We start from the raw sequence: 16753 nt of genomic DNA, 5'->3' as shown, positions 1-16753 counted from the left end.
GTCAGTCCTCGGTTTTTGTGGTTGGCGGCGTCGCGGCCGGGTCATGCATGTGCTTGGCAAGGAACACGCCCTGGCCAATCAGGAACAGCAGGGTCATGCCCAGGCTGCCGAATACTTTGAAGTCCACCCAGAATTCCTGATAGGTGAAGGCCACATAAAGGTTGGCCGCACCGCAGAACAGGAAGAAGATGATCCAGGCGATGTTCAGTTTGACCCAGATCGCTGGAGGCAAGCTCACAGCGTGGCCCATGATCCGCTGGATCAGCGGACGGTCACCAATGAAGTGGCTGCCGAGAAAAGCCAGGGCAAACAGCCAGTTCACCACCGGCGCCTTCCACTTCAGGAAGGTTTCGCTGTGGAAGGCCAGGGTGAGGCTGCCGAACACCAGGCAGGCGACCAGCGTCAGCCACTGGCTCTTTTCCAGCTTGCCCTGTTTGATGAACAGAATGCCGTACACCACCACTGAACTGACGATCAGCATGGCGGTCGCACTGAAAATACCACCCAGCATGTAGCTATTGCCGAGGATATCGACGGCGCGAGGCTCGATTTTGTAAACGATGAAAAACAGCAGCAGCGGGATGAAGTCGATGAATTGTTTCACAATGGCAGCCAGAAGCAGGATGTGGCGGCATAATAACAAACATCAATGATAGCGAAAGCGCCACCTATGAATGTTGACCTGCACTGCCACAGCACCGCCTCCGATGGCGCCCTCGCGCCTTCGGTTCTGGTCGCCCGTGCTTATGAAAACGGCGTGCGCGTCCTTTCCCTGACCGATCACGACACCCTCGAAGGGCTCGCCGAGGCCCGTACGGCGGCGCATGCGCTAGGTATGCAGCTGGTGAATGGCGTTGAGCTTTCCTGCACCTGGGGCGGGGCAACCATCCATATTCTGGGCTATGGTTTTGCCGTTGATGCTCCGGCTTTGGTCGCGGCTATCGCCCGCTTGCATGATGGCCGATGGCTACGAGCCGAAGAAATCAGTCGAAAATTGGCGATCAAAGGTATGCCCGGTGCGCTGGAAGGTGCCCGAGCCATTCAGCAAGAACTGGGCGACAGCGGCAATGCTCCGGCTCGACCACACTTCGCCGACTTCATGGTGCGTGCCGGGTTCGTCAAGGATCGCGCCGAGGCGTTTCGTAAATGGCTGGGTGCGGGCAAGCTGGGTGATGTGAAGCAACACTGGCCGACACTGGAGGAAACCGTCGCCACTTTGCGGGAGTCCAACGCCTGGGTCAGCCTAGCGCACCCTTCGCATTACGATTTCACCCGTAGCAAGCGTCGTAAACTGGTCGCCGACTTTCTTCAGGCCGGCGGCCATGCCATTGAAGTGGTCAACGGTCTGCAACCTGCCGAGCAGGTCGGAACCCTGGCCATTCTGGCTCGTGAATTTGGTCTGCTGGTTACCGCCGGCAGTGATTTTCATGCTCCGGGAGGCTGGGCCGAAATAGGTATTTATCGCCCGGTTCCCGAAGACTTGCCGCCACTTTGGGCTCGATTCAAACATGACCAGCCTACTGCCGCCGTCTGAACAGGAAGTTACCGTGAGTCAATTTTTCCAGGTCCATCCGGAAAACCCGCAGCCGCGCCTGATTAAACAGGCGGTGGAAATCATCAAGGCCGGCGGGCTGGTGGTCTATCCAACCGATTCGTCCTACGCGCTGGGTTGTCAATTGGGCGACAAAAGCGCCATTGAGCGCATTCGCCGTCTGCGGCAGCTGGACGACAAGCACAACTTCACCCTGATGTGCTGCGACCTGTCGCAACTGGGCCTGTTCGCCAAAGTCGACACCGGGGCTTTCCGCGCGCTCAAGGCGCACACGCCGGGGCCTTACACCTTCATTCTCAATGCCACTCGCGAAGTGCCGCGACTGATTCTGCATCCCAAGCGCCGCACCATTGGCCTGCGGGTTCCGGAGCATCCCATCGCTCAGGCGCTGCTCGAAGAACTGGGCGAGCCGCTGATGAGCGTCAGCCTGATCATGCCCGGCGAGACAGTGCCATTGAGCGATCCTTACGACATGCGCCAGATCCTCGAGCATCAGGTTGATCTGATTATCGACGGCGGGATTGGCGGCATTTCGGCATCAACGGTGATCAATCTGGCCGAAGGTGAGCCGCAGGTCATTCGCGTTGGCTGCGGCGACCCTTCACCTTTTGGTGTGCAGGCGTAATGTCAGGAGCGACAAGCAGCGTCGAAACTCTCGACAGCCAGGCCGGGGCCCAGCAGGAACTGCCGTTCGCCATGGTCTATGGCCAGGCGGTCACGCAGATGCCTATCGATCTGTACATTCCGCCGGATGCCCTTGAAGTCTTTCTCGAAGCCTTCGAAGGCCCGCTGGACCTGCTGCTGTACCTGATTCGCAAGCAGAACATCGACATCCTCGATATCCCGGTGGCGGAAATCACCAAGCAGTACATGGGCTACGTCGAGTTGATGAAGAGCGTGCGCCTGGAATTGGCGGCGGAATATCTGGTCATGGCTGCCATGCTGGCCGAGATCAAGTCGCGCATGTTGCTACCGCGTTCCGCCGAGGTTGAAGCCGAAGAGGACGACCCCCGCGCTGAACTGATCCGCCGTCTGCAGGAATACGAGCGCTTCAAGGCAGCCGCTGAAGGCATCGACCAACTGACCCGGGTTGGAAGGGATGTCACTGTACCGAAACTTGACGCCCCTGAAGCCCGGGCGCGAAAACTGTTGCCCGATGTCAGCCTGGATGAGCTGCTGATGTCCATGGCCGAAGTGTTACGCCGTGGCGACATGTTCGAAAGCCATCAGGTCAGCCGGGAAGCGTTGTCCACCCGAGAACGTATGAGTGACGTGCTGGAGCGCCTGAAGGGTGGCGGGTTTGTGCCATTTGCCGAGCTGTTCACCGCCGAAGAAGGGCGGCTGGGCGTGGTGGTGACGTTCATGGCCGTGCTTGAGCTGGTCAAGGAGTCCTTGGTGGAACTGGTGCAGAATGAGCCCTTCGCCGTTATCCATGTGCGGGCGCGAGCCGAATAAGAGCAGATCAATGAACCTCAATGAACCCCGCGAGCTGGCCCCGTTGCTGGAAGCATTCCTATTGGCCTCGGGTAAGCCGCAATCCCTGGAACGCCTGTTCGAATTGTTCGAAGAGGGCGAGCGTCCGGAACCGCCGGTCTTCAAGAAAGCCCTGCAGCTGCTGGGTAAATCCTGTGAAGGCAGGGCCTTTGAGCTTAAGGAAGTCGCGTCCGGCTACCGCTTGCAGATCCGCGAGAAATTCTCCCCGTGGGTCGGGCGCCTGTGGGAAGAACGGCCCCAGCGTTATTCCCGAGCCATGCTGGAAACCATGGCGTTGATTGCCTATCGTCAGCCGATTACTCGTGGCGAGATTGAAGACGTGCGGGGTGTGGCGGTTAACAGTCATATCGTCAAGACGTTGCTGGAGCGCGAATGGATCCGAGTCGTGGGGTATCGCGAAGTGCCCGGCCGTCCGGCAATGTTCGCGACGACCAAGGCATTTCTCGATCACTTCAATCTGAAAAACCTCGACGACTTGCCGCCGCTCGCCGATTTGCGTGAGCTGGAACCTGACCCGGTGATGGACTTCGAAGACGCTCCGGTGCCTGCGCATCTGCAAGCCCTGGCCGACGCCAGTATTGATCCTGATGCGGAGCCTGAAGAACCCAGGGACGAAACCAGTTTTCGCAGCCTGTTGGTCGAACTTGACTCCATGGAGCAGGGTCTGAAGATCGACTTTGATGATTTGTTGCTGGATGAGCCTGATAAGGAATCAGACGACGGGGCCGGTCCACTGTAGGCGCAGCCTCTCTGTGGGAGCGAGCTTGCTCGCGAAAGCGATATTACCTGCTAGAAAAATGTGCCGGATGTACCGACTTCTTCGCGAGCAAGCTCGCTCCCACAAGGTTTTATACCGTCTCTGTGCAGGGCATTAGTGATGAGCAGCAGCAAAAATCCCTGTATCAGCCTCTGCAAATTCGACGACGACATCTGCATCGGCTGTGGCCGGAGCAAGAAGGAAATCAAGGGCTGGAAGAAAATGGACAAGGACGAACGCAAAGGCGTGCTCGCCGATTCGGCGGTTCGCTTGAAGGATTTGAAGAAAGCCGGTCGGCGGAAAAAGAAATAACCCACCTGTTTTCGACTACGCTCTGATGCGCATTGCGCTGGGTGAGCGTATGATTCGCGACCTTTTGGCGATTCATGCTCGCCATCAGCTTTATCAGAATGATGTCCTGCGGCTATCCACGGCCCAGGCAACAGGTCACGCCGGTCCTCGGCGTCCCCTGAATCGACACACCGGGAGGTGCCCAGATGAGTGAAAAAGACAAGCAGGACAGCCAGGAAATCGGACCCGCAGGCGAAAAGCTGCAGAAGGTTCTGGCACGTATTGGCGTAGGCTCGCGTCGCGACGTCGAAGCCTGGATCAGCCAGGGCCGGATTAAGGTCAATGGCAAGGACGCGACCCTTGGTCAACGGGTCGATCTGCACGATGCGATCAGCGTTGATGGCCGCGTCATCAAGCGTGAAGAGGCCGCCGAAACGGTGCGCCGCGTGATCATGTACAACAAGCCGGACGGTGAAATCTGTACCCGTGACGACCCTGAAGGTCGCCCGACGGTGTTCGATCGCCTGCCGCGTCCAAAAGAAGGCCGTTGGGTCAACATCGGTCGTCTGGACATCAACACCACCGGTCTGCTGATGTTCACCACTGACGGTGAGCTGGCCAACCGCCTGATGCACCCTTCGTTCGAAATGGACCGTGAATACGCGGTGCGTGTCCGTGGCGAAGTCGACGACGACATGATTGCGCGCCTGAAAGCTGGCGTTGTCCTCGAAGACGGTCCGGCTCGCTTCACCGATATCCAGCAAGCGCCAGGCGGTGAAGGTTTCAACCACTGGTATCACTGCGTGGTGATGGAAGGTCGCAACCGCGAAGTCCGTCGCCTGTGGGAATCCCAGGGTCTGGTGGTCAGCCGTCTGAAGCGCGTGCGTTACGGGCCGGTGTTCCTCAACTCTGACCTGCCGATGGGCCGCTGGCGCGAAATGAGCCAGTACGAAGTCGACGTACTCAGTGCTGAAGTGGGCCTGACGCCTGTGGCTCAGCCACAGATGAACGCCAAGACCAAGGACAAACTTGAGCGCTTGCAGCGCCAGTCGTCCCGTCCGTTGGGCAAAGGCGAGCGGGTCGTGCGCACATTGCGTCCGGCGAAAGATGCCGCCCCGACCCACGATCGTGCGCCGCGTCAGCCGCAGATCACCGGCAGCGACCGTGATCGGGCCCAGCGTCCAGCTGCACCGCGCACCGATTCGAACCGTGGTCAGCGTAACGATCCGAGCAAGCCGTCGCCGCGCAGCCCGCGTCCGGCCAATGGTCGCAGCGACAACAGCCGTGGCACGCCAGTGGCTGAGCGTCCAAGCGACATGAACAAGCGGCCAGCCAAGCCGTCGCCGAAACGTCCGGGTATCACCCTGGTTGACGACGCGCCGTCCGGCAAGCGCCGTGGCCCGGCATCGGGTTCGGGCCAGCGCCCGGGCTTCGGTCGTCGCAAACCGCAGTAAACGTCAGTCGTGAAAAAACGCTCATCTCAGGATGGGCGTTTTTTTTGCCTGAAATTCAGACCTTGTGACACTTGATTCCGACGCTCGCTCCCGGTTGCGCTAAGCCTTGTGATGATCTTCGCGGTTATCAGAGATGAGCTTGTATGCGCACAGGGATGTTCGCGTTCGCCTTGGGTTTGCTGGCGTTACGCTTTTTACCGACCTTGCCACCGGTCTGGTTGTTAGTGGTGATGCCGGTGCTGGCGTTGATGCTGCTGCCGTTTCGCAGCTATCCGCTGGCGCTGTTTTTGCTGGGCTTTACGTGGGCTTGTGTCTCGGCCCAATCAGCGCTCAATGATCGATTGCCGACACGGCTCGACGGCCAGACGCTGTGGCTGGAGGGCAAGGTGGTGGGTTTGCCTGCTGCCGCTGACGGAGTGGTGCGCTTTGAGTTGGAAAACCCCCAATCACGCCGGACCCGCTTGCCGGAGCTGATCCGCGTGGCCTGGTATGGCGGGCCGCAGATTCGTAGTGGCGAACGCTGGCGGCTGGCGGTAAAGCTCAAGCGGCCCGGCGGGTTGGTCAACCCTGATGCGTTTGATTATGAAGCCTGGCTGCTGGCCCAGCGGATTGGCGCGACTGGCACGGTGGCAGATGGCGAGCGGCTGGCGTCGGTGGCGTCCGGGTGGCGTGACGGGATACGCCAGCGCCTGTTGGCCGTGGACGCACAGGGGCGTGAGGGCGGGCTGGCCGCGCTGGTGCTGGGCGACGGTTCGGGCCTGAGTCGCGCCGATTGGGAAGTCCTGCAAAATACGGGTGCTGTGCACTTGCTGGTGATCTCCGGTCAGCACATTGGCCTGCTGGCGGGGGTGATGTATGGGCTGATCGCCGGTCTGGCCCGGTGGGGGCTTTGGCCGCGAGCGCTGCCCTGGCTCCCTTGGGCGTGCGGCCTGGCGTTTGCCGCGGCGCTGGCTTACGGCCTGCTGGCAGGCTTCGACGTGCCGGTGCGGCGGGCCTGTGTGATGGTGGGTATGGTCCTGATCTGGCGCCTGCGCTTTCGTCATCTGGGCGTGACCTTGCCGTTTTTGCTGTCGCTTAATGTGGTGCTAATCCTGGAGCCGCTGGCCAGCCTGCGGCCCGGTCTGTGGTTGTCGTTCGCCGCAGTGGCGGTTCTGATCCTGATTTTCAGCGCTCGGCTCGGCGCCTGGAGCTGGCTGCGCAGCTGGACCCGCGCGCAATGGTTGATTGCCATCGGTTTATTGCCGGTGCTGCTGGCCTTGAACCTCCCCATCAGCCTCAGCGGGCCGGTGGCCAACCTGGTCGCGGTGCCCTGGGTCAGTTTCGTGGTGTTGCCTCCTGCGTTGCTCGGCACATTGCTGCTGCCAGTGCCGCTGTTGGGGGAAAGTCTGCTGTGGCTCGCGGGCGGGGCGCTGCAATGGCTGTTCACGTTCCTTGGCTGGATGGCTGACTGGCTACCCGCCTGGGTACCCAGCGCGTTGCCGATCTGGGTCTGGCTGCTGAGTCTGTTGGGCGCGGTGTTACTGCTGTTGCCCAGCGGGCTACCCGTGCGGCCGTTGGGCTGGCCGTTATTGCTGCTGTGTGTGTTCCCACCGTTGAAAACCGTACCTCACGGTCAAGTGCAAGTGCTGCAACTGGATGTGGGGCAGGGCCTGGCAATTATGCTGCGAACCCGGCAACACGCTCTGCTTTATGACGCTGGCCCGCGTTTTGGCGAGTTTGATGTCGGTCAGCGTGTGGTGCTGCCAGCCATCCGCAAGGCTGGCGTGGCCAAACTGGACCTGATGGTACTCAGCCACGCCGATGCCGATCATGCCGGGGGTGCGTTAGCTGTTTTTCAAAGCTTGCCGGTTGCGCGGGTGCTGGGTGGTGAACTGGCCAGATTGCCCGCTCTTCTGAATACCCAGCTTTGTGAAAATGATCAACGCTGGGAGTGGGACGGTGTGACGTTTTCAATCTGGCGCTGGCAGCACGCCGGGGAGGGGAATCAGTCGTCGTGTGTGTTGATGGTTGATGCGCAGGGTGAAAGGCTTCTGTTGACGGGCGACATCGATGTGGCTGCCGAGCGGGCCTTGATCGACAGCGGCTTCGATCTGCGTGCGCACTGGCTGCAGGCACCGCACCACGGCAGCCGGACCTCGTCGTCGAAAAACTTTCTCCAAGCGGTCGGGCCGAAAGGTGTGCTGATTTCCCGAGGACGCAACAATGCCTTTGGTCACCCGCACCCGATGGTCATTGCGCGCTATGGCTGGCTGGGTATTACGCCTTACGACAGCGCCGAACTTGGCGCGATCAGCCTGCAATTGGGAACCTTCGGGCAGCCGCAGTCTCAACGCCATGAAAGACGCTTCTGGCGTGACTTCAATGAATGATATTGATCGCAAACTTCGGCGCGGCGCTGACCCTATGTTAGAGTGGCGCCCACTTTTCCGAGGGGGTCGTCACTGTGTGGGAACTGGTCAAATCTGGCGGCTGGATGATGCTGCCGATCATTCTGAGTTCCATTGCCGCGGTCGGCATCATCATCGAGCGTCTCTGGACCCTGCGAGCCAGCCGTATTACGCCGCCGCATTTGCTGGGGCAGGTATGGCGCTGGATCCAGGACAAAAAACTCGACAGCGAGAAGCTCAAGGAGCTGCGCGCCGATTCGCCGCTGGGTGAAATCCTGGCTGCTGGCCTGGCTAACTCCCGTCATGGTCGCGAGATCATGAAGGAATGCATCGAAGAGGCTGCCGCCCGGGTCATTCACGATCTTGAGCGCTATTTGAGCACCCTGGGTTCGATCGCCGCCATGGCACCGTTGCTGGGTTTGCTCGGTACGGTGTTGGGCATGATCGATATCTTCGGCTCGTTCAACGCAACCGGTAACACGGCCAATGCCTCGGTGCTGGCCGGTGGTATCTCCAAGGCATTGATCTGCACCGCATCGGGCCTGATCGTCGCCATCCCCGCGATTTTCTTCCATCGCTACCTGCAAAGCCGGGTCGATGAGCTGGTGGTGGGCATGGAGCAGGAAGCCATCAAGCTGGTCGAAGTGGTACAGGGCGACCGTGATGTGGATCTGAACGATCCCAAAGCGGCACTCAAGCTGCAGGCTCGGGGTGAGGGTCGCAAGAAGTGAAGTTTCGTCGCCGCAAGGCCAGGGAGAATATCGACATCAACCTCGTTTCGTTGATTGATGTGGTATTCATCCTGCTGCTGTTTTTCATTGTGACCACGACCTTCACGCGCGAAACCCAGCTGCGTGTGGACCTGCCGCAAGCGGTCACAGGAACCCCGGAAACCGATGCCGACCTCAAGCATCTGGATATCACCATCAATGCTGACGGGATCTTCTCCCTGAATAATCAACTGCTGCCCAAGAACGATCTGCCGACGCTGATCGACGCGTTGCAGCGTGAGTCGGCCGGGGACACCAGTTTGCCGTTGTCGATCAGTGCTGATGGCAAGACTCCGCATCAGGCGGTGATCACTGCGATGGATGCCGCCGGCAAACTGGGCTTCAGCCATTTGCGCATGACCACCGTGGAAGCCGCATCGGCTAATTAATGGCACCTTTTGATGGCACCTGTTGATGTCACTTTCTGACCGTTTGCTCAACGCCTGGTACGCGGGTCATCCGGCGCTGGCGCTGCTGCGACCGCTGGAAAGCCTGTATCGCCGGGTCGTGCAAGGCAAACGCGAGCGCTTTCTGGCCGGTCAGGGTGATATCTACAAAGCCCCGGTGCCGGTCTTCGTGGTTGGCAATATCACGGTGGGCGGGACCGGCAAGACGCCGCTGATCCTGTGGATGATCGAGCACTGTCGCAAGCAGGGCTTGCGGGTGGGTGTGGTCAGCCGCGGTTATGGCGCCAAGCCGCCAAGTCTTCCATGGCGGGTCACCGCCGAGCAAACTGCCAGTCAGGCGGGCGATGAGCCTTTATTGATTGTGCAGCGCAGCGGCGTGCCGATGATGATTGATCCGGACCGCAGTCGGGCGGTGAGGGCTTTGCTCGACAGCGAACCTCTGGATCTGATTCTCTCCGACGATGGTTTGCAACACTACCGACTGGCTCGTGACCTTGAACTGGTCCTGATCGACGCCGCCCGTGGGCTGGGCAACCGCCGCTGTCTGCCTGCCGGTCCATTACGGGAACCGGTGGAGCGCCTGCAAAGCGTGGATGCGCTGCTCTATAACGGTGCCATTGCTGACCGGGACGACGGATATGCCTTTCAGCTCAAGCCATCGGCTCTGGTCAATCTGCGCAGCGGCGAGAGCAAGCCGGTAGATTTCTTTGCCGCCGGGCAGGCGCTGCACGCCGTGGCCGGGATCGGCAATCCGCAACGTTTCTTCAATACCCTTGAAGGGCTACACTGGCGGCCAATCGCTCATGCGTTCGCCGACCACGCCGTTTTCAGCGCTCAGGCGCTGACTTTTACTCCAGCGCTGCCATTGGTCATGACCGAAAAGGATGCCGTGAAATGCCGGCCCTTTGCGGCGGACGACTGGTGGTACCTGGCTGTGGATGCGGTGCCATCCGACGCTTTCGTCAGTTGGTTCGATTCGCAGTTATTACGTCTTTTGCCATGATTCGCTCAGGAATTCCTATGGACACCAAATTGCTCGACATCCTCGCCTGCCCGATCTGCAAGGGCCCGCTCAAACTCAGCGCCGATAAGACCGAGCTGATCAGCAAAGGCGCAGGCCTGGCTTACCCGATTCGCGATGGCATCCCGGTGATGCTGGAAAGTGAAGCCCGCACCCTGACCACCGATGAGCGTCTGGACAAATGACCGCAGTGTTCACCGTCGTCATCCCGGCGCGTTACGGCTCCAGCCGCTTTCCCGGTAAGCCGCTCAAGGAGATCGCCGGCAAACCGATGATCCAGCACGTCTGGGAACAGGCTCGTAAAAGCCATGCAGCGCGTGTTGTCGTGGCCACTGACGATGCGCGCATCGTTGAGGCCTGCCGTGGCTTCGGCGCTGAAGTGCTGCTGACTCGCGATGATCACAATTCCGGCACCGACCGTCTGGCGGAAGTCGCCACTCAATTGGGTCTGGAGCCGGATGCCATCGTGGTCAACGTACAGGGCGACGAGCCGATGATCCCGCCAGCGGTGATCGATCAGGTGGCTGCCAATCTGGCCGCTCACCCTGAAGCGCGTATGTCGACTCTGGCCGAGCCGCTTGAAGATGTGACTGCGTTGTTCAATCCTAACGTGGTCAAGGTGGTGGCTGATATCAATGGTCTGGCGCTGACCTTCAGCCGTGCGCCGTTGCCTTGGGCTCGGGATGCACTGGCCAAGGATCGTGAGCAATTGCCTGCTGGTGTTCCGTATCGTCGGCATATCGGAATTTATGCTTACCGCGCCGGGTTTCTCCAGGATTTCGTGAGCTGGGGGCCGTGCTGGCTCGAAGACACGGAAAGTCTAGAGCAACTGCGCGCCCTGTGGCATGGCGTGCGCATTCACGTCGCGGACGCGCTGGAAGCCCCGCCTGCAGGGGTGGATACTGCTGAAGACCTTGAGCGCGTTCGTCGCTTGCTGGAGGTTTGACCTTGCAGTTGCAGTCCACCGTTTCGCTCAAGCCGTTCAACACCTTTGGCGTTGAGGCTCAGGCGCGGTTGTTTGCCCAGGCGCATAACGATGATGATGTGCGTGAGGCATTGGCTTACTGTGCAGCGCACACGTTACCGCTGATGGTGGTGGGCGGCGGCAGCAATCTGCTGCTGACCGGCGATGTTCAGTCTCTGGTGCTGCGCATGGCCAGCCGTGGTATTCGCATCCTCCGGGAGGATTGCCAGCAGGCAATCATCGAAGCCGAAGCCGGGGAACCGTGGCATCCATTTGTGCAGTCATGTCTTGAGCTTGGGTTGGCCGGGCTGGAAAACCTCAGTCTGATCCCCGGCACTGTCGGCGCCGCGCCGATGCAGAACATCGGCGCCTACGGGGTGGAGATCAAGGATGTGTTCCACAGCCTGACAGCCCTTGATCGCGAGACCGGCCAGCTGCGGGACTTCTCTCTGGAGGAGTGCGCTTTTGGTTACCGCGACAGTGTGTTCAAGCATCAGACCGGTCGCTGGATCATTCTGCGAGTACGCTTCGTGCTCAGCCGCAGCCCGCACCTGCACCTGGAATACGGCCCAGTGCGTCAGCGCCTGACGGATCAAGGTATCAGCCAGCCAACACCTCACGACGTCAGTAAGGCGATCTGTGCCATACGCAGCGAGAAGTTGCCCGATCCCGCTGTTCTGGGCAATGCCGGGAGTTTCTTCAAGAATCCGTTGGTATCGGCTGAGCTTGCAGACCGCATTCGTCTGCAATACCCCGCCCTGGTGGGTTATTCACAGCCGGACGGCCAGGTAAAGCTCGCCGCTGGATGGCTCATCGAGCAGGCAGGCTGGAAAGGCTACCGCGAAGGCGATGCGGGCGTTCACCGCTTGCAGTCGCTGGTGCTGGTCAACTACGGTCACGCTAGCGGCATGCAGTTGTTAGCGCTGGCGCAAAGAATTCAGGCCGATATCGCAGAACGTTTCGGTGTTGAGCTTGAAATGGAACCTAATCTGTACTGAGTCGGCCCTGTGGACCGGGAACTGTGATGACTGAAAGTACTTGCGCCATCGTTCTCGCTGCCGGTCATGGTAGCCGTTTTCAAGCCATTGCCGGTCAGGGGCGCAGCAAGTTGCTGGCCCGTTGCGTGGGCCGCGATGGCATCGACATGCCGGTGGTTGAGCACACGTTGATCAATCTGCAAGGGGTTGTTGATCGGGTGCTGGTGGTCACACGCCCGGATGCCTCTGAAATCATCACGCTGGCCCATCAATACGGCTGTGGGCTGCTGATGCTGGAGTCCCCCGGTATGGGCGATAGCATCGCCGCAGCAGTCGCGGCTGAACCTCATCATCGCGCCTGGCTGATCGTGCTGGGCGACATGCCATTTATCCTGCCTGAAACGTTCCAGCGGCTTGTTGCTGCCCAGAGCGATGAGCTGATCATCGTGCCTGTTCATCAAACCGAGCGCGGTCAGCCGGTAGGCTTTGGGCGCAAGTATGGTCCGGCATTGATGGCGCTTACGGGTGATCAGGGTGCCAAGCGCTTATTCCAGGACGGCAATGTTCAATCTGTGGATGTGGCTGACCCTGGTGTTCTGTGGGATGTGGATGTGCCTGAGGGGTTGGTGTTTAGCCTGAGTCGCTCAACCCTCCGGTAGAAGCTCACGAGCAGCGCGAGGCAGCGATAGCGGTGTGTCAGGCAAAACACTATCGCTGCCTCGCGGTGCTCGTGAGCTTCTACAGGTTGGGCTTTTTTTCAGGCACAACACGGTCCTGTAGGAGCAATCGGAGGTTACGACGGTCGCGAAGGCGGTGTATCAGACAAACCGCCATCGCTAGCACGTTGGCCCCTGCCGATTACTGCGTTTCACCGGCGAACGCAGGAACTGGGTTGTCATCCATAAAAAAGCCCCACCTGCTTTCACAGGTGGGGCTCTTTATTCAGCGTGGATCAAGCGAGCGGTTTAGGCTCTTTGCTTTCTTCCAGTGCTTCGTGGTGTTGCTGAACGACTTCGTCAACTGACTGCAGGTTCTCATCGACAACCGGGGCAGTTTGCGCAACTTCAGGAGCTGCTTTGGCTTCTTCGGCTTCTTTCGCCAGACGCTCTGCTTCACGCTTGCGGCGACGCACTTCACGAGGATCGTTTGGTGCGCGGCCATTGCTGCTGACCGGCAATGCTGGCGTTTCGGCAACCACATCCACTGCTGCTTCTGCGGCAGGAGAGGTAGCGACGATTTCAGCAGCGGCGTAAGGCGCAGGCGCTTCAGCAACAACCGGGGCCGGGGTTGGCAGTTCTGCCGACTCAGTAACCGATTCCGCAACTGTTGCTTCTACTTGGCCAGCAACGGCTTCAACCTGTGGTGTTGGCTCTGGTGTCGGCTTGAACGGTACAACGCGTTCAGCGTGCGGTGCTTCGAACAGTTCTGGCTGAGCCAGTTCCGGTTGAGCAGCCAATGCTGGAGCTTCAGTTACAGGCTCGGGAGCGGCTTCGACAACAGATTGTGCTTCAACATCCGGCGCGCTTTCGGCTTTTGCAGCGTACTCGGTGACCGGCGCTTCAACCGCAGGGGTTTCAAACACTGGCGTTTCAACCGCTGGCTTTTCAACTTCGGCCGCTTCGAACGCTGGCGTCTGGATGGACGGCGTTTCAACAACTGGCTGCTGAACGAACGATGAATCGGACGCTTCTACAGGGGAGGCGTTGGCGCGTTCAGCTTGGCGGTGGGCTTCGGCTTCTGCGGGCGCGCTGATCGCGGCGCTGGCCACGGCAGCGGTAACTGCCAGACCTGCGGCCAGATCGGAGCTGCTTTCTTCGCTGTTGTTCTCTTCAGAACCGTCAGCACCTTCCGAACCTTCGATCACGTTGCCGTTGGCATCGCGTTGACGCTCGCGGCGGTTGCTGCGACGACGCTGACCACGGGAGCGGCGGCGAGGGCGATCGCCTTCTGCACCTTCCTGCTGATCGTCGTTTGCCAGTTCTTCAGTTGGCAAAAGCTCTTCTTCGCTCACTGCCGCAGCAGCTTGCTCGGCGCGTGGTTGACGCTCTTCACGTGGTGCGCGTGGCTGACGTTCTTCGCGCGGAGCACGCTCTGGGCGTTCTTCACGGGCAACGTTGACGGCCGGTGCTGCATCCAGTGGCTCGCGCAGTTCACGCACGCGCTCTTCACGAGGCTTGCGATCTTCGCGCGGTGCGCGTGGGGTACGAGCTGGACGTTCTTCGCGCTGCACTGGTGCTGCTGCAGTGTTTTCTTCAACGCTGACGGCTTCGCGTGGCTGACGTGGCGCACGCTCTTCACGTGGTGCACGTTCCTCACGAGGAGCACGCTCTTCACGCGGAGCGCGTTCTGCACGCTCTTCGCGAGGTGCGCGTTCTTCACGTGGCTTGCGCTCTTCGTCGCGACGGTTATTGCGGCCACGGCTCTGTTGACGACCGTTGCGGCGCTCTTCGTTGCGCGCAGGGCGCTCGGCAGAAGGCTTCTCGACCACTACCGGTGCGGCTGGTTCTTCCTTGGTGGCGAACAGGCTCACCAGGGATTTGACCAGGCCTTTGAACAGACTTGGCTCATGAGCGGCTGGTGCTGGAGCAGCGGCTGCGGCTTCAACCGGCACCGGTGCGTTGGCACGCGGCGGAGCGGTCTTGACTGCAGCTTCCTGGCGAACCAGGGTGCGGGTCGCGGCGGCTGGCTGGACTTCCTCCACTTCGGCAGCGGCAGCAGCGATTTCGTAGCTGGACTGATTGGTGTGAGCTTCCGGGCTGTCATCACGCAGGCGCTGAACTTCGAAGTGCGGCGTTTCGAGATGATCGTTCGGCAGGATGATGATGCGGGCGCGGGTGCGCAGTTCGATCTTGGTGATCGAGTTGCGTTTTTCGTTGAGCAGGAAAGCTGCAACCGGAATCGGCACCTGAGCGCGGACTTCGGCAGTGCGGTCTTTCAGGGCTTCTTCTTCGATCAGGCGCAGGATGGCCAGCGACAGCGATTCAACGTCACGGATGATGCCGGTGCCGTTGCAGCGTGGGCAGACGATGCCGCTGCTTTCACCCAGGGAAGGGCGCAGACGCTGACGGGACATTTCCAGCAGGCCGAAGCGCGAGATGCGACCGACCTGAACCCGGGCGCGGTCAGCTTCGAGGCTTTCGCGGACTTTTTCTTCCACGGCGCGCTGGTTCTTGGCAGGCGTCATGTCGATGAAGTCGATGACGATCAGGCCGCCAATGTCACGCAGGCGCAATTGACGGGCGATTTCTTCAGCCGCTTCAAGGTTGGTTTGCAGTGCGGTTTCTTCGATGTCGCTGCCTTTGGTGGCGCGCGCCGAGTTGATGTCGATGGACACCAGGGCCTCGGTCGGATCGATAACGATGGAGCCACCGGAAGGCAGTTCAACGACGCGCTGGAAGGCGGTCTCGATCTGGCTTTCGATCTGGAAACGGTTGAACAGCGGAACGCTGTCTTCGTACAGCTTGATCTTGCTGGCGTACTGCGGCATCACCTGACGGATGAAGGTCAGGGCTTCTTCCTGGGCTTCGACGCTGTCGATCAGCACTTCGCCGATGTCCTGACGCAGATAGTCGCGGATGGCGCGGATGATGACGTTGCTTTCCTGGTAGATCAGGAATGGCGCGGAACGATCAAGGGATGCTTCCTTGATAGCGGTCCAGAGTTGCAGCAGGTAGTCGAGGTCCCACTGCATTTCTTCGCTGCTGCGGCCCAGGCCGGCAGTGCGCACGATCAGGCCCATGTCGGCAGGGGCGATCAAGCCGTTCAGCGCTTCACGCAGTTCGTTGCGCTCTTCGCCTTCGATGCGACGGGAGATGCCGCCGGCACGCGGGTTGTTTGGCATCAGGACCAGGTAACGACCGGCCAGGCTGATGAAGGTGGTCAGGGCTGCGCCTTTGTTGCCGCGCTCTTCCTTCTCGACCTGAACGATGACTTCCTGGCCTTCGGTCAGGACGTCCTTGATGTTGACGCGGCCTTCAGGGGCTTTCTTGAAGTACTCGCGGGAGATTTCCTTGAGGGGCAGGAAGCCGTGGCGCTCAGAGCCGAAATCGACAAAGGCAGCCTCCAGGCTTGGCTCGATGCGAGTGATCCGGCCTTTATAGATATTGGCCTTCTTCTGCTCGCGTGCACCGGACTCGATGTCCAGGTCGTATAGGCGCTGGCCGTCTACCAGTGCAACGCGCAACTCTTCAGGTTGAGTTGCGTTAATCAACATTCTTTTCATGTAGTACCGTCGGTTTCCGGGCTGCCGGAAACGGCGTTCGGCACACACGACTTCTCACGGTCGGTGTCAGGGCACGTCAAGAGTGGTTGGACACTCCAGTGTCTAGCGAGGTACCGACCAACGGGGCCGGTGTCGCGACGACGTTTCCTGCTTGCTGTGGTGACAAAAGGCACCCATTCAGCAAAAGCTTTGTCAGGAGGAGGAATCGACCATCGGTAGCGGACGAGATGAAGCGTCTAAAACAAGCCTTGTGCTACACAGTCCGATGGTTGTGCGTCTCCACCCTACACGTATCCCTGATAATTCGGGTGCTGCCGCGCGCAGAATCCGCAACGGGTTGGCATTTACCGCGATCTTCGATGGGAAGCTCGCGCATCTATGGCTTAAGGCGTGGTTTCCGAAGCATTCGCTCAGAACGTCTGCAAACGACTGCACTTTGTGAACTGGCCGTGAATTA

The 16753-nt window shown here is 60.0% G+C and carries 16 protein-coding genes; 14 read left to right on the top strand and 2 right to left on the bottom strand.

The window, feature by feature from the left end; translation table 11 throughout:
* Position 1 precedes the first annotated feature (1 nt).
* Complete coding sequence (locus IV01_RS14015) at positions 2 to 604, bottom strand: septation protein A (protein ID WP_032628286.1); 603 nt, start codon at positions 602 to 604, stop codon at positions 2 to 4.
* Between the two features lie 66 nt (positions 605 to 670).
* Between IV01_RS14015 and IV01_RS14020 the strand changes: the two genes are divergently transcribed.
* The 14 genes from IV01_RS14020 (at position 671) to IV01_RS14085 (ending at position 12733) form a co-directional block, all read left to right on the top strand.
* On the top strand, positions 671 to 1534 hold the full coding sequence (locus IV01_RS14020; RefSeq protein ID WP_032628284.1) for a PHP domain-containing protein: 864 nt from the start codon (positions 671 to 673) through the stop codon (positions 1532 to 1534).
* Positions 1535 to 1547: 13 nt separating this feature from the next.
* Positions 1548 to 2177 carry an L-threonylcarbamoyladenylate synthase gene (locus IV01_RS14025; protein ID WP_154232211.1) on the top strand — a complete coding sequence of 210 codons (630 nt, stop codon included), beginning with the start codon at positions 1548 to 1550 and terminating at the stop codon, positions 2175 to 2177.
* A gap of 71 nt (positions 2178 to 2248) precedes the next feature.
* Positions 2249 to 3007: a segregation and condensation protein A gene (locus IV01_RS14030; protein ID WP_195758779.1), complete on the top strand. Its 759-nt coding sequence runs from the start codon at positions 2249 to 2251 to the stop codon at positions 3005 to 3007.
* 10 nt (positions 3008 to 3017) lie between these two features.
* Positions 3018 to 3785, top strand: a complete 768-nt coding sequence (gene scpB, locus IV01_RS14035; RefSeq protein WP_032628278.1) for an SMC-Scp complex subunit ScpB — start codon at positions 3018 to 3020, stop codon at positions 3783 to 3785.
* Positions 3786 to 3923: 138 nt separating this feature from the next.
* A complete protein-coding gene (locus IV01_RS14040) occupies positions 3924 to 4115 on the top strand; it encodes a DUF1289 domain-containing protein (RefSeq protein WP_032628276.1) in 192 nt (63 codons plus the stop codon).
* Positions 4116 to 4300: 185 nt separating this feature from the next.
* Positions 4301 to 5548, top strand: coding sequence for a 23S rRNA pseudouridine(2605) synthase RluB (gene rluB, locus IV01_RS14045; protein ID WP_032628275.1), 1248 nt, complete (start codon positions 4301 to 4303; stop codon positions 5546 to 5548).
* 143 nt (positions 5549 to 5691) lie between these two features.
* The gene (locus IV01_RS14050) at positions 5692 to 7917 is read left to right on the top strand and encodes a DNA internalization-related competence protein ComEC/Rec2 (RefSeq protein ID WP_032628273.1); all 2226 of its coding nucleotides are present in this window, start codon (positions 5692 to 5694) and stop codon (positions 7915 to 7917) included.
* Positions 7918 to 7991: 74 nt separating this feature from the next.
* A complete protein-coding gene (locus IV01_RS14055; RefSeq protein ID WP_032628272.1) occupies positions 7992 to 8666 on the top strand; it encodes a MotA/TolQ/ExbB proton channel family protein in 675 nt (224 codons plus the stop codon).
* The gene (locus IV01_RS14060; protein ID WP_032628270.1) at positions 8663 to 9094 is read left to right on the top strand and encodes an ExbD/TolR family protein; all 432 of its coding nucleotides are present in this window, start codon (positions 8663 to 8665) and stop codon (positions 9092 to 9094) included. Before IV01_RS14055 ends, IV01_RS14060 begins: the two co-directional genes overlap by 4 nt.
* A gap of 25 nt (positions 9095 to 9119) precedes the next feature.
* Positions 9120 to 10115 carry a tetraacyldisaccharide 4'-kinase gene (gene lpxK, locus IV01_RS14065; RefSeq protein ID WP_032628267.1) on the top strand — a complete coding sequence of 332 codons (996 nt, stop codon included), beginning with the start codon at positions 9120 to 9122 and terminating at the stop codon, positions 10113 to 10115.
* A gap of 17 nt (positions 10116 to 10132) precedes the next feature.
* A complete protein-coding gene (locus IV01_RS14070; protein ID WP_003174668.1) occupies positions 10133 to 10318 on the top strand; it encodes a Trm112 family protein in 186 nt (61 codons plus the stop codon).
* Positions 10315 to 11079, top strand: a complete 765-nt coding sequence (kdsB, locus tag IV01_RS14075) for a 3-deoxy-manno-octulosonate cytidylyltransferase (RefSeq protein ID WP_032628265.1) — start codon at positions 10315 to 10317, stop codon at positions 11077 to 11079. Before IV01_RS14070 ends, kdsB begins: the two co-directional genes overlap by 4 nt.
* The gene (gene murB, locus IV01_RS14080; protein ID WP_032628263.1) at positions 11076 to 12095 is read left to right on the top strand and encodes a UDP-N-acetylmuramate dehydrogenase; all 1020 of its coding nucleotides are present in this window, start codon (positions 11076 to 11078) and stop codon (positions 12093 to 12095) included. Before kdsB ends, murB begins: the two co-directional genes overlap by 4 nt.
* Before the next feature lie 26 nt (positions 12096 to 12121).
* Positions 12122 to 12733: a nucleotidyltransferase family protein gene (locus tag IV01_RS14085; RefSeq protein ID WP_032628260.1), complete on the top strand. Its 612-nt coding sequence runs from the start codon at positions 12122 to 12124 to the stop codon at positions 12731 to 12733.
* Positions 12734 to 13026: 293 nt separating this feature from the next.
* Here IV01_RS14085 and rne read toward each other — a convergent pair whose 3' ends face one another.
* Positions 13027 to 16287, bottom strand: a complete 3261-nt coding sequence (gene rne / locus IV01_RS14090) for a ribonuclease E (RefSeq protein WP_032628258.1) — start codon at positions 16285 to 16287, stop codon at positions 13027 to 13029.
* Between the last annotated feature and the right edge of the window lie 466 nt (positions 16288 to 16753).

This window comes from Pseudomonas syringae (assembly GCF_000737245.1).
Classification (GTDB): domain Bacteria; phylum Pseudomonadota; class Gammaproteobacteria; order Pseudomonadales; family Pseudomonadaceae; genus Aquipseudomonas; species Aquipseudomonas syringae_J.
Note: the sequence above shows the minus strand (reverse complement) of the source record. Positions and strands in the feature narration are given on the sequence as shown.

What these genes read in the sequence shown, in the direction of transcription:
- IV01_RS14020 (WP_032628284.1), top strand. Translation starts at nt 671, where the DNA reads ATGAATGTTGACCTGCACTGCCACAGCACCGCCTCCGATGGCGCCCTC.
- IV01_RS14030 (WP_195758779.1), top strand. Translation starts at nt 2,249, where the DNA reads ATGGTCTATGGCCAGGCGGTCACGCAGATGCCTATCGATCTGTACATT.
- scpB (WP_032628278.1), top strand. Translation starts at nt 3,018, where the DNA reads ATGAACCTCAATGAACCCCGCGAGCTGGCCCCGTTGCTGGAAGCATTC.
- IV01_RS14040 (WP_032628276.1), top strand. Translation starts at nt 3,924, where the DNA reads ATGAGCAGCAGCAAAAATCCCTGTATCAGCCTCTGCAAATTCGACGAC.
- rluB (WP_032628275.1), top strand. Translation starts at nt 4,301, where the DNA reads ATGAGTGAAAAAGACAAGCAGGACAGCCAGGAAATCGGACCCGCAGGC.
- IV01_RS14050 (WP_032628273.1), top strand. Translation starts at nt 5,692, where the DNA reads ATGCGCACAGGGATGTTCGCGTTCGCCTTGGGTTTGCTGGCGTTACGC.
- lpxK (WP_032628267.1), top strand. Translation starts at nt 9,120, where the DNA reads ATGTCACTTTCTGACCGTTTGCTCAACGCCTGGTACGCGGGTCATCCG.
- IV01_RS14070 (WP_003174668.1), top strand. Translation starts at nt 10,133, where the DNA reads ATGGACACCAAATTGCTCGACATCCTCGCCTGCCCGATCTGCAAGGGC.
- kdsB (WP_032628265.1), top strand. Translation starts at nt 10,315, where the DNA reads ATGACCGCAGTGTTCACCGTCGTCATCCCGGCGCGTTACGGCTCCAGC.
- IV01_RS14085 (WP_032628260.1), top strand. Translation starts at nt 12,122, where the DNA reads ATGACTGAAAGTACTTGCGCCATCGTTCTCGCTGCCGGTCATGGTAGC.
- rne (WP_032628258.1), bottom strand. Translation starts at nt 16,287, where the DNA reads ATGTTGATTAACGCAACTCAACCTGAAGAGTTGCGCGTTGCACTGGTA.